The sequence below is a fragment of the Afifella sp. JA880 genome (assembly GCF_025379905.1).
GTDB classification, from domain to species: Bacteria; Pseudomonadota; Alphaproteobacteria; order Rhizobiales; family Afifellaceae; genus Afifella; species Afifella aestuarii.
Map to the genome: position 1 here is coordinate 140,625 of NZ_JAOANH010000002.1, position 11,719 is coordinate 152,343.

Genomic DNA, 11,719 nt, shown 5'->3' on the forward strand with positions numbered 1-11,719 from the left:
ACTTGATCAACGGCGGGCGGCGAGAAGCGCCGCCTCGCTCACTTCCGACCAGGGCTGCATCCGTGCCCGCGCCGAGCGGTAGCTTTCAACGATCTCCGCCTGCACGCCGCCGGCGTCTGCAAGCTCGTCGAAGACCTCGTCTGACGCCTGGCGCGCCGCAGCCAGGAAATCGTCGGGAAACCGTCTGAGCATCACGCCCTTTTCCTGCGTGAGCTGTTCCAGAGCCCGAGCATTTTCCCATTCGGCCTCACCGAGACCGCGAATGTTCTCCACCGCAAGGACATGCCGCACGATCGCCTTGAGATCGTCCGGCAGCTTCTCCCGCGCGGAGATCGAGACGAGGCCCTCGCCGGTTCCGTTCGGCTCGTGAAAGCCCGGCCAGTAATAGTTCTTCGCAACCTGCCAGAATCCCATGGCAAGATCGGACCACGGCCCCAAAAACTCCGTCGCGTCGATCGTCCCCGACTGGAGCGCCGGCAAAATCTCCGATGCTGGCAGCGACACGGGCGTTGCCCCGAGCCGGCGCGCGACCTCACCACCGAGGCCCGGCATGCGAATTTTGAGGCCTTTGAAATCGTCGAGCGAGTTGATCTCGCCGCGATACCAGCCGCCCATCTGAAAGCCGGTGTTTCCGGCCATGAACGGCTTCACCCCGAACGGCCGGTAAAGCTCGTCCCACAGCTCCTGACCACCGCCATGGTCGATCCAGGTGATGTGCTCCAGAGGGGTCAGGCCGAAAGGCGCCGCGGTGAAGACGGGAGCGACCTTCGCCTTGCCGGCCCAGAACAGAGAGGCGGTATGCGCCATCTCGGCGGTCCCTTCCGACACCGCATCGAACACGGCAAGAGCCGGAACAATCTCGCCCGCCGCATGCACCTGCACGACCATGCGTCCGCCGGACGCGATCTCGATATCACGTGCGATCCGTTCCGCCGAAACGCCGGGACCCGGCAGGTTCTTCGGCCACGACGTGACCATCGACCATTCGATGCGGCTTTGGGCGACTGCCGGTCGGGCAAGCGCACCGGCGCCTGCGACCGCCGCCCCTCCGGTGAGAAGGCCGCGCCGGCTGAGGCTGTGGCCGGAGCTCATCCATTCCTCCATTGCCGGTAGAAATGGTGAACCGGTCCATGCCCCTTGCCGACCTCCAAAAGGTCCGCATTGACGATGGCGTTGTGGACATAGGCCTTGGCGGCGTCGACCGCTTCCGGCAGGCCGAGCCCGTTGGCAAGCCCCGCCGCAATCGCCGAGGACAGCGTGCAGCCGGTACCGTGTGTATTCTTGGTATCGATGCGCGGCGCGCTGAACCAATGGGCCTCGCCTTCGAACCACAACAGGTCCGCGGCTTCGTCGCCATTGCCATGCCCGCCTTTGAGAAGGACCGCCCCTGCGCCGAAATCGGCAAGCGCCTGCGCCTGGCGCAGCATGATGTCGGAATCGTCCGCAGGCTCCTCGTCGAGAAGACGGGCTGCTTCCATCAGATTGGGCGTGATCACGGCGGAAAGCGGGAAAAGTCTCTCCCGCAGGCTCGTCACGGCCTCATCGGCAATGAGCGGATCGCCGGAGGCCGCCACCATCACCGGATCGAGCACGACGGGACCGGGCTCCCACCGCGTCAGCCCCTCCGCCACGGTTTCGATGACCTCCGGCTTCGAGAGCATGCCGATTTTGGTCGCGCCGACGGCAAGGTCGGAGAAGACCGCATCCATCTCGGCTGCCACGAAATCCGCGGGCACGTCGTGAATGGCCCTCACACCACATGTGTTCTGGGCGACCAGAGCCGTGATCACCGTCGCGCCATAGACACCGAGAGCTGAAAAAGTCTTGAGGTCGGCCTGGATGCCGGCGCCGCTGGTCGGGTCTGTGCCTGCAATCGAAAGTGCGATGGCCGTCATTGTGTGTCCTTCGCTGTACGAATTTCTTCAAGAAGCGCCTGGGCGGCGGCTTGTGGATCGTCGGCCCCCATGATGGCGGATACGACGGCAACGCCCTCGGCCCCGGCAGCGATGCATGCGGCGGCATTGGCAGCGCCGATGCCCCCGATGGCAACGGATCGAAGCCCGACATCCCGCGTGACCGTGGCAAGCCCCTCCAGGCCGATCGCCGCACCGGCATTGGGCTTGGTGGCCGTCGTACAGACCGGTCCGACCCCGATATAGTCGGCGCCGGAAAGAGCCTCTCGGGACGCCTCGTGTTCCGACGCATTGCCGACGGAGATGCCGAGGATGCGCTCTTCGCCGATCAGCCGCCTTGCATCGGCGCCGTCCATATCGCTCTGGCCGAGATGCACGCCGTCAGCCCCGGCCGCGAGCGCGACATCGATGCGGTCATTGACTATGAGCGGCACGCCCATCGGCTCCAACAGCGCCTTCAGGCTGCGCGCAATGGCAACGAGTTCGCGCGTGCCGGCGTCGGGGTCGCGCAGCTGCACCAGCGTCACGCCGCCTTTGACGGCCGCAGCGACCGTCTCGAAAAAATCCCGCGGACCGCAAAGCCTCGGATCGGTGACGAGATAAAGCGAAAGATCGAAGGGATGACGCATCATTCCTCCTCCCCGCTTCCGGCGCCGATACCGCAATGGGCGGCAAGCAGATCCTTGTTCATGCGGAAAAGCGCGTCACAAAGCTCGGCGGGCAGATGCCCTGGCCCGTTGCCACATCGCTCACCGGCGATCCGGCCGGCAGCGGCATAAACGGCAAGCCCGGCGGTTGCCGCTTCGAGCGGTGGCCGCACGGCCGAGAACGCGGCAACGCAGGCGGAAAGCGCACAGCCGAGGGCGGTTGAGCGCGGCATGAGCGCATGCCCGCCGGTGACCGAAACGACCTCATTGCCATCTGTCGCGTAATCGGTCGCACCAGTCACGGCAACGACACTTCCCGATGTCCGTGCCAGCGCCTTCGCCGCCGCAACGGCCTGATCGGAGGCAGCAAGAGAATCGACCCCCCTGCCGAGTGCCCCGGCCTCGCCTGCGAGGCTCATGATCTCGCTCGCATTGCCGCGCACGATCGTCGGCCGCAGGGACAGAAGTGTGTTCGCGGCTTCGCTTCGAAATGGCGTCGCGCCCGTCGCCACCGGGTCGAGCACCCAGGGCTTCTGCTGCTCCCCCATGGCCTCGGCGGCTTTTTTCATGGCGCGCAGCCAGGCGGGCGACAACGTGCCGATATTGACGACGAGCGCATCCGCAAGCTTGGCGAAATCGCCGACCTCCTCCTCGGCATGCACCATCGCGGGTGACGCGCCGAGGGCGAGAAGCGCATTCGCGGAGACGCTCATCGAAACGAAGTTGGTGATGTTTTGGACGAGAGGCTGGCGCGCCCGCAGATCCGTCAACGCCGCAAAGACCTCGTCGATCGTCATAGGCATGAAATTCTCCCACTTCGGACCCGGCCCGAAGCGGAAGCAAATGAACGACGAGGATTTCTCGGCATCATCCCATCCCTCCGCCGGTGTTAACCGGATCAGGTTCGAGGGGTTGGCCGGATCGCCTCTCAGCCGCCTACAGATTGCAGCGGCACCCCCTGAGACGTCTTCCGATCTAGTGGTCTCAGAACCCCTTTGCAAGCATCGGCCGCTTGGCCCTTGCCGCGACCGGACAGTTGCGGTTTTCTCCGCGCCAAGGAGACAGCCATGACCCCGTTTTTCGTACTCATCAAATGCCAGCTCGGCCAGGCCTACCAGGTCGCCACCGCCCTGGCCGACGCCGAGATCGCGTCTGAAATCTATTCCACAGCAGGCGATTACGACCTTCTGGCAAAGTTCTATCTGAGCGCAGACGACGACATCGGCCGCTTCGTGCAGGAAAAGGTGCACGTCATCGAAGGCATCCAGGACACCAAAACGATTCCCACCTTCAAGGCGTTCTGAGGCTCATCCGCCTCACCCTTGCGGCGTCGACAATTTGCGCATCTTTCGCCGCTCCAGCCCCAATTGATGCTCGCGGTAGATGATGAAGATGCCGGCAGCGATGACGACCGCTCCGCCCACGGCGACGTTGATTCCGGGAATTTCATTGAAGAGCAGATAACCGGCGATCGTGCCCCAGATCATCGAGGCATACTCGAAAGGCGCGATCGTCGACGTCTCGGCATAACGGTAGGCGGCCGTCAGAGTGATCTGTCCGAGGCCGCCGAAAAGCCCGCACAGGATGAGAAGGATCATCTCTTCCGTATCGGGCATGACCCATCCGAACGGGATGGTGAAAAGCGCCACGACCGTGCACGTGACGGAAAAATAGAAGACGATGGCGGAGGTCGATTCCGTCGCCGTCATCTTGCGGATGAGGATCGCGACCACCGCCGTCAGCACCATGGAGCCGAGCGCGCAGAGCGAACCGACGAATTCCCGCCCGCCGAGTTCACCGCTCGAGAGTAGATCGAAGCGCGGCCACAGCACGATCATGATGCCGACGAAACCGACGGCAACGGCGGTCGAACGATAGATGCGCACCGTTTCGTGCAGGATCAGGGCGCCCAACACGACGATCATCAAAGGCGCGCCGTAGCTGATCGCCATGGATTCGGGCAGAGGCAGGCGCTGGACGCCGGCGAACCACAGCATCATCGTGGTCACCCCGACGAGGCCGCGACGGGCATGGCTCCAGGGATCTTTGGTGCGCACGGCCTCCTTGAGCTTGTTCTGCCAGGCGAGCATGCCGAGGAGCGGAACGAGCGCAAAGGCGGAGCGAAAGAACACGATCTCGCCGGTCGGCACGCGCTCGCCGACGAGCTTGATGCAGGAAAGCATCAGCGCGAAGGCAATGGTCGAGCTGACCTTGAGAATGATGGCGCGGGTCGCTGTGGTCACGATTGCCCACCGCCTCGGCTCTGCCGCGCGTTACGCCGGCAGTCCGCTACGTCTTTGGTCACCCTAGCCTCGTTGTCCGGGGAGCGCCGCCTTTGCGGCTTGAATGGCATTCCATACCCGCAGCGGTGTCGCCGGCAGGTCGAGATGGCGGATCCCGTACTCTCGATAAAGCGCATCGACAACGGCATTCATGACCGCGGGCGTCGCGCCGATCGTTCCCGCCTCCCCGGCACCTTTGATGCCGAGGGCATTGTGCGTCGAAGGCACGTTGCGCGTCTCGAAATGAAAGGAAACCGTGTCCCAGGCGCGCGGCATGGCATAATCGCTGAAGCTTGCGGTCAGAAGCTGCCCGTCTTCGTCATAAACCGTGTTCTCCAGAAGCACCTGGCCGATGCTTTGCGCCACACCGCCATGCACCTGGCCCTCGAGCAGCAGCGGATTCACGCTCACCCCGAAATCATCGACGATGGTGTAGCGTTCGATACGCGTGCTGCCCGTCTCCGGATCGATCTCCAATTCGCAGACATGCGTGCCGTTCGGATAGGTCGCTTCCGCCTGCTTGAACTCTCCGATCGCCGTCACCTCGGCGCGGTCGCCCGCTCTGGCCGCGAGATCGGCGAAAGAAATCGCCCGGTCGGTCCCGACAATCCGCGCCTCTCCGGCGGAAAGCTCGATATCGCCCGCAGCCGCTTCCAGCGCATCGGCCGCCAGATCCTTGAGCTTTTCCGCAAGATTGTCCGATGCGATCCGCACGGACGGACCACCGAGCGGGATGGAGCGTGAGCCGCCCGTGCCGCCGCCCGTTTCCAGCTCATCGGTATCGCCCTGATGCACCCGGATCTGATCGAGATCGAGGCCGAGGCGCTCGGCCACGAACTGGGCATAGGCCGTGCGGTGTCCCTGCCCTGTCGCCTGCGTGCCGATGAAAAGCGCGACATGGCCGTCGTCTTCGAGCACGATTTTCGCCGGTTCGGAGCCGGCAAAAGCGCAAGCCTCGACATAGCTCGCCATCCCGATGCCTCTGAGCCGTCCGCGCGCCTTGCTCTCTGCGGCACGCGTCTCGAAACCGGCGTGGTCCGAGACCTCCAGCGCCCGTTCCAGGTGCCCGGCGAATTCGCCTGTATCATACAGCCGTCCGGTGACGGTCCCGTACGGCAGTTGCTCCGGCCGGATAAAATTGCGCCGCCGGATTTCGTCTGGAGCCAGACCCACTACGCGCGCGGCCTCGTCGATCAGCCGCTCCAACAGGAACGCCGCTTCGGGGCGCCCGGCACCACGATAGGCGTCGACCGGTACGGTGTTCGAATAGACGCCTTTGACGCTCGCATGGGCGATGTCGATGTCATAAAGCCCAGTCGTCATCGAGACCCCGACCCAAGGAATATACGGCCCGAACTGCGAGAGATAGGCGCCCATATTGGCCGTGAGATCGACCTTCATGGCGAGGATGCGGCCGTCTTGATCGAGCGCCATCGCCGCCTCCGCGATGTTGTCGCGGCCTTGCGCATCCGACTGAAAATGCTCGTTGCGATCGCAAACCCAGCGCACAGGCTGACCGAGCACTGCGGCCGCTTTGGCCGCGAGTGGATATTCCCGATAGGCGAAGATTTTGGGGCCGAAGCCGCCGCCCACCTCCGGAGTGACGACACGAAAACGCGACGGATCCACCTGCATCGCTTTGGCGACCGCCTTGCGCATGCCGTGCACGCCCTGTGAGCCAACCGTCAGCGTCCAGCGTTCTTGTTCCGGATCGTATTCGGCAACGATCGCGCGTGGCTCGATATAGTTGCAGACGAGGCGGTTGTTGACGAGGCTGAGTCTGGCGACCTTGTCGGCCTTGGCGAACGCGTCATCCGTCGCGGCCGCGTCTCCCACCTCATACTCGAAGGCGAGGTTGGTCCCGTGCTCCGGCCATACGAGCGGCGTGTCAGCCTCGAGCAGCCGATCGGTGCCGACCGCAACCGGCAGAGGTTCGTAATCGATCTCGATCAACTCCGCCGCTGCGCACGCATTCTCGATTGTATCGGCGACGACGAAAGCGACTGCATCCCCCACATGCCGAACCACGCCTTCGCAGAGAATAGGCACCTCGGCCTTGCGCATTTCGCCCTTGGCCGGCCCCGATCCGAGACAGGGCATGGCGGCCATGTCGGCGACATCGGCGGCCGTCCACACGAGCTTCACGCCCTCTGCCTTTCGCGCCGCCTCAAGGCGCGGTGGGTCGAAGCGCGCATGCGCAAGCGGCGAACGCAAGACAAAGGCGACCAGCGTGCCGGCCGGCTTCACGTCGGTCGTATAGCGGCCCTCACCGCGAATGAGAGCCTCATCCTCGACACGGCGCACCCGCGCCCCCATGCCAAACTTTGGCGGTGCCAGATCGGTCATTAGCGCAATTATCCGTCGTGAAAGCAGGAGAGACAGGCGCAAGCGGGGAGCCTGCGCCGACGAACGAAAGACCGCCCACAGCTTGACGGAGAATGCGACGAAGCGTCAATAGACGCCATGGATGGAACGGGCCGGTTCGGCGAAACATCTGCCGGATTGACGAAACGGTTTCAGGCTCTGCCTGGCAATCTTCGTGGGGCCGCCTGGATCATCGTCGCCACTATTCTCTTCACCATCATGATGACGCTGATCAAGCTCATCGGCACGAGGCTGCCGGTCGCTGAAATCCTGGTTGTGCGTCAGTCGGTGATGTTTCTCGCCGCTCTGCCGCTGATCATCCGGGGGTTTCCGGGTTCGCTGACGACGCGGCGCCCTCTCCTTCACGCGGGACGCATCCTCTTCGCCGTCATTGCGATGTTCTGCGGCTTCACGGCGGTTGTTCATCTACCACTCGCTGATGCAACCGCGATCGCTTTCGCCAAGAGCTTTTTCATCCCGCTCTTTGCCATCGTCATCCTCAAAGAGGCGGTCGGACCTCGCCGCTGGGGCGCGATCATCTGCGGCTTCATCGGCGTCATGGTGATGCTCAACCCGACCGGCGCAGGCATCGACGGCTATGGCCTTCTGGCCGTAGCGGGCGCCGCCTCGGCGGCCCTCGTCATGGTGATCATTCGGCTCCTGTCGCGCTCAGACCTCGCGATCACCATCCTCGCCTATCAGACGGTCTTCGTGGGTGTTTTGCTGACACCTCTCGCGATCTGGCAATGGGTGTGGCCGACCTGGACGGAATTCGGCCTGCTCGTCGCCATAGGGCTCGTCTCGGTCACGGCACAAAGCTGCAACATACAGGCATTTCGCGCCGGAGAAGCGACCGTGCTGGCGGCGCTCGATTACGCCCGCCTCCTTTGGGCGACGATCCTCGGCATCCTGATCTTCAGCGAGATTCCCGCCATGCGCACCTTCATCGGCGCCGGCATCGTCATCGCGGCCGCACTTTACACCATCCATCGCGAAGCGAGACGCGGCCAGAGGCTGGCGCGTTCACCGGCCGGCCGCGGCTATACGAACTGAGCGACAAGAGCTCTCCAACCTTCGCAAGCCTCTGAGAAACATAGGGTTGCCGGCTTAGGAAGCCCTGCCCTTAGGAGCGGAACCAGGGCTCTCTCCTGCCCGTTTCGTGCCCGTCCTTTGGAGGCACGATGGCCGACACGCTTCAGGAACGAGCCGAATTGTGCGGGCTCAACTACATCTGCGCGGAGAACCTCACGATCGAGCGCCGCCGCAGCGGGCGTGGCTTCACCTATAGATGCGATGGCAAGACCATCCGCGATCGCCGCCTGCGCCGGCGCCTGGAAGACCTCGTTATCCCGCCAGCCTGGACCTCGGTCTGCATCGCCGAGGACCCGCATGCGCATCTGCAGGCCGTCGGACGCGACCAGGAAGGTCGCCTGCAATACCGCTATCACGAGGATTGGACAGAGGTGCGCAACGCCATCAAGGCCGAGCGCCTTTTACGGTTCGGCCGGGCGCTCCCAAAAATCCGCGAGCGTATCGCGCGCGATCTCGACCGCCGTCGCCCCGACCGGCGTTTTTCTGCAGCTGTCGCGGCGCGCCTCGTCGACCGAGCTTTGTTGCGGTCGGGTCATCGCGGCGAGCCGAGCGACGGAGAAGGCGCCCGCGGTGCAACCACCCTTCTGAAAAAGGATGTGCGGCTGAACGGCCGCACCGTGACGCTCGATTTCACAGGCAAATCGGGGAAGAAAATCCACAAGGTGATCCCAGACACCTACCTCCCCTCGCGACTTCGTAAGCTTAAGGCAATCGGCAAACGCCGCCTGTTCGCCTATCGCGAGAGCGATGGAAGCCGGGCTTACCTGAACGCCCGGGACTTGAATCAATATCTGAAGAACGCGGCCGGAGCGCAGGTGACGTCGAAAGATTTCCGCACCTTTGCCGCGAGCGCGGCAGCCCTTGAACTCTTCGTGACAAGCGAGAAACCGGAAAGCGAGGCGGCACGAAAACGAGCCATCGCATCTGTGATGCGCGAGGTCAGCGACAAGCTCGCCAATACCATGGCCGTATGCCGTTCCAGTTACGTGCACCCGCTGGTTGTCCATGCGTTCCAGGAGGAACGCTTGCGCGCCGATCTTCTGCGCCGACCGCACCGCACACATCTCTCGGCGGCGGAGACTGCGCTCATGCGATTTTTGGAGGCCGAAGAGGCACGCATGAAGGCGGAACATGAGCCGGCCGCCGGGCGTTGAATCGTCCGAGAAACAAGGAGATACGCTGATGACAGATGCGCCGATCGAGGAGTTCTTCGATCTTATCGAAGACGTGACCGTCTGCATGCTGACAAGCCGGGACGGTGGCGAGCTGCGCTCTCGCCCGATGGGCTTCGACGTCGACAAATCCACGCACGAGTTTCATCTCTTGACGCGGAAATCGTCTCACAAGGCGGATGAGCTTGCCGCGCATCCGGAGGTCAATCTCTCTTTCGCGCGGCCTGGACGGAAAGAATATGTCTCGGTTTCGGGACAGGCGTACCTCACCACCGACAAGCGGCTCATTGATGCTGTCTGGTTCGACGATGCCGAAAGCTGGTTTCCCGGCGGCAAAGAAGACCCCGACGTCGCCGTCATCCGAGTGGTGCCGTCGAGCGGCGAATATTGGGAGGGCTTCAACGCCTTGCAGAGGCGCTGGAACCTGATCAAGGCGAAGCAGTCGGGCGAGGAGCCCAATCTCGGCGAAAACCGTAAGGTCGCTCTCTAGACAGCTTCAGAGCGGCACACAGCCGGACCGCAAACAAAAGAAGGGCCGCTCGATCCGAGCGGCCCTTCTTACATGTCTCGTTTAAGATCAGCTGAAACTGCGCGTGATCACCGTTGTCGCCATCGGATCAGAGCCGTAGGTCTCCCCCTCCTCCAGAGCGAGAAGTTCGGAGAGCCGCGTGCGTGCACGGCTGACCCGGCTTTTGATCGTGCCGACCGCACAATCGCAGATCTCGGAAGCTTCCTCGTAGGAGAAACCGGACGCGCCCACGAGCACCAGGGCTTCACGCTGGTCGTCCGGCAGCTGCGAGAGCGCCTCGTTGAAGTCGCGCAGATCCATATGCCCGTTCTGGGCCGGCTGCGATGCGAGCTTGGCGGCATAGGCGCCTTCGGCGTCCTCGACCTCTCGGCCCTTCTTGCGCACCTGCGAATAGAATTCGTTGCGCAAGATGGTGAAAAGCCAGGCCCGCAGATTGGTGCCTTCCTGGAAGGTGTGAAACTTGGCCCATGCCTTCATGAGCGTCTCTTGGACGAGATCGTCCGCACGCTCGCCATTGCCGCAAAGCGAGACGGCAAAAGCACGAAGATTGGGAATTGCTGACAGGAGCTCCTGTCGAAGAGCCTCGGATACGGCCATATGGGCTCGGCCTAACTGCGACGGTTTTTGGTTGTGGATTCTTCCAGCTGCTCCAGGAGATCGAGGAAGCGCTGAGGAACTGGCTCGTTCACCACATCGTCGTAAACGGCGCGCAAATGCTTCCCGATCTGAGACTGAACCAGAGGGTGCATTCCATTTTCGCGGCCGTTGCTGTCCGCCAACATCATATCCTCCTGCGAGCGACCGCTGCCCTCCCGGTCAGATTGATCCATGTCACTTCAACTCCGTCACGAGGTTAATTCGGATGCTCGGGTTTTGTTCCGGCAAAGCAATTTCTGGTGCGAAACGCCGCAGCCGACGCTCGGGCCGGATGCAAGGGTGCCGGACGGCCGCGTCGCATCCCGTCGGAAAGCGACATCAACCACAGTCTTGAACCTGTAAGGCATTTACCATGATCAAGGTTAGCAGGCCGTTTATCGCCTCGGCTTCCACGACTTCACGCCGCTTGTCAAACACAAATGCGGCCGAATTTGGCGTTGCAGCAAAGGCGTCTGGCCAGAGAATGGAACCCCCAGCTTTGAAAAAAGGGAAGGACTAAAGCCCGAACCACAGCGCAATCGCGCCGAGAGCAACGATCGCCAACACGGTCCCCCAGACAAGGACATGGCGGTTGGTGTTTCTCTCCTCCGCCTGCGTCACTTCGACTTCATTCATGTCATCCCGGGGCATACGCGCTCCTGAAAAGTGCCGTGGGTTGCAAAGGGTTGAGCCCTCTCCGTCTGCGCCCTTTCGTACGGTGCGAAACTAGTGATTGCGGAGGGCGTCGATGAGCTCGGATTTGTCCATCTTCGAGCGCCCGTCGATGCCGAGCTCTTGCGCCCGATCGTAAAGGTCGTCCTTGCTCCATTCCTCGTAGGCGGGGTTCTTTCCGCCCTTCTTGGAAGGATGCATGGACGGATTGGCGCGCGCATTGGCGATCCTTGCGGCTTTCTCCTTGGATTCGCCGCGCTCGCGCAGATCCTCATAAAGCTTGTCGTCTTTGACTTGGTTTCCGTGATTCTTCGCCATCGCTCTGCTCACGTTGCCGTTTGAGGACATAACGGCGAAGGCGCGCATGCGTTGCGAAAGAAATGTGACAACCTGGGCCGGTCCGCCAAGGAAC

The 11,719-nt window shown here is 62.8% G+C and carries 13 protein-coding genes and 1 riboswitch; of the genes, 4 read left to right on the forward strand and 9 right to left on the reverse strand.

Annotation, left to right across the window (positions count from 1 at the left end; all coding sequences use genetic code 11):
- Positions 1-6: 6 nt before the first annotated feature.
- The 4 genes from NYQ83_RS08855 to thiM are packed head-to-tail and all read right to left on the reverse strand — an operon-like array spanning position 7 to position 3,363.
- A complete protein-coding gene (locus NYQ83_RS08855) occupies positions 7-1,092 on the reverse strand; it encodes a TRAP transporter substrate-binding protein (RefSeq protein ID WP_261214190.1) in 1,086 nt (361 codons plus the stop codon).
- Entirely contained in the window at positions 1,089-1,895 is an 807-nt protein-coding gene (gene thiD / locus NYQ83_RS08860; RefSeq protein ID WP_261214191.1) for a bifunctional hydroxymethylpyrimidine kinase/phosphomethylpyrimidine kinase, read from the reverse strand. Before thiD ends, NYQ83_RS08855 begins: the two co-directional genes overlap by 4 nt.
- Positions 1,892-2,545, reverse strand: a complete 654-nt coding sequence (thiE, locus tag NYQ83_RS08865) for a thiamine phosphate synthase (protein ID WP_409976984.1) — start codon at positions 2,543-2,545, stop codon at positions 1,892-1,894. The genes thiD and thiE overlap by 4 nt, the downstream gene beginning before the upstream one ends.
- The gene (gene thiM, locus NYQ83_RS08870) at positions 2,542-3,363 is read right to left on the reverse strand and encodes a hydroxyethylthiazole kinase (protein ID WP_261214192.1); all 822 of its coding nucleotides are present in this window, start codon (positions 3,361-3,363) and stop codon (positions 2,542-2,544) included. Before thiM ends, thiE begins: the two co-directional genes overlap by 4 nt.
- A gap of 55 nt (positions 3,364-3,418) precedes the next feature.
- A riboswitch (TPP riboswitch) is annotated at positions 3,419-3,529 on the reverse strand.
- Positions 3,530-3,627: 98 nt separating this feature from the next.
- Between thiM and NYQ83_RS08875 the strand changes: the two genes are divergently transcribed.
- A complete protein-coding gene (locus NYQ83_RS08875; protein ID WP_128291626.1) occupies positions 3,628-3,864 on the forward strand; it encodes an Lrp/AsnC ligand binding domain-containing protein in 237 nt (78 codons plus the stop codon).
- 12 nt (positions 3,865-3,876) lie between these two features.
- Here the strand turns inward: NYQ83_RS08875 and NYQ83_RS08880 are convergent, their stop codons facing one another.
- Both NYQ83_RS08880 and NYQ83_RS08885 read right to left on the reverse strand, forming a co-directional pair.
- On the reverse strand, positions 3,877-4,803 hold the full coding sequence (locus NYQ83_RS08880; protein WP_246008386.1) for a DMT family transporter: 927 nt from the start codon (positions 4,801-4,803) through the stop codon (positions 3,877-3,879).
- A 63-nt stretch (positions 4,804-4,866) separates the two neighbouring features.
- Entirely contained in the window at positions 4,867-7,188 is a 2,322-nt protein-coding gene (locus tag NYQ83_RS08885) for a xanthine dehydrogenase family protein molybdopterin-binding subunit (RefSeq protein ID WP_261214199.1), read from the reverse strand.
- Between the two features lie 117 nt (positions 7,189-7,305).
- On the opposite strand from NYQ83_RS08885, the gene NYQ83_RS08890 reads away from it, so the two are divergent.
- From NYQ83_RS08890 to NYQ83_RS08900, 3 genes are all read left to right on the forward strand, one after another.
- Positions 7,306-8,259 (forward strand): DMT family transporter, encoded by a 954-nt coding sequence (locus NYQ83_RS08890; protein ID WP_261214201.1) that lies wholly within the window; start codon positions 7,306-7,308, stop codon positions 8,257-8,259.
- Between the two features lie 128 nt (positions 8,260-8,387).
- Positions 8,388-9,452 carry a DNA topoisomerase IB gene (locus NYQ83_RS08895; protein ID WP_261214203.1) on the forward strand — a complete coding sequence of 355 codons (1,065 nt, stop codon included), beginning with the start codon at positions 8,388-8,390 and terminating at the stop codon, positions 9,450-9,452.
- Between the two features lie 28 nt (positions 9,453-9,480).
- Entirely contained in the window at positions 9,481-9,960 is a 480-nt protein-coding gene (locus tag NYQ83_RS08900; RefSeq protein ID WP_261214205.1) for a pyridoxamine 5'-phosphate oxidase family protein, read from the forward strand.
- An 87-nt stretch (positions 9,961-10,047) separates the two neighbouring features.
- Here the strand turns inward: NYQ83_RS08900 and NYQ83_RS08905 are convergent, their stop codons facing one another.
- The 3 genes from NYQ83_RS08905 to NYQ83_RS08915 form a co-directional block, all read right to left on the reverse strand.
- Positions 10,048-10,596 carry a sigma-70 family RNA polymerase sigma factor gene (locus NYQ83_RS08905; protein WP_128291621.1) on the reverse strand — a complete coding sequence of 183 codons (549 nt, stop codon included), beginning with the start codon at positions 10,594-10,596 and terminating at the stop codon, positions 10,048-10,050.
- A gap of 11 nt (positions 10,597-10,607) precedes the next feature.
- Positions 10,608-10,829, reverse strand: coding sequence for a NepR family anti-sigma factor (locus NYQ83_RS08910; RefSeq protein ID WP_234628371.1), 222 nt, complete (start codon positions 10,827-10,829; stop codon positions 10,608-10,610).
- Between the two features lie 532 nt (positions 10,830-11,361).
- Complete coding sequence (locus NYQ83_RS08915; RefSeq protein ID WP_261214211.1) at positions 11,362-11,625, reverse strand: Rho termination factor N-terminal domain-containing protein; 264 nt, start codon at positions 11,623-11,625, stop codon at positions 11,362-11,364.
- Between the last annotated feature and the right edge of the window lie 94 nt (positions 11,626-11,719).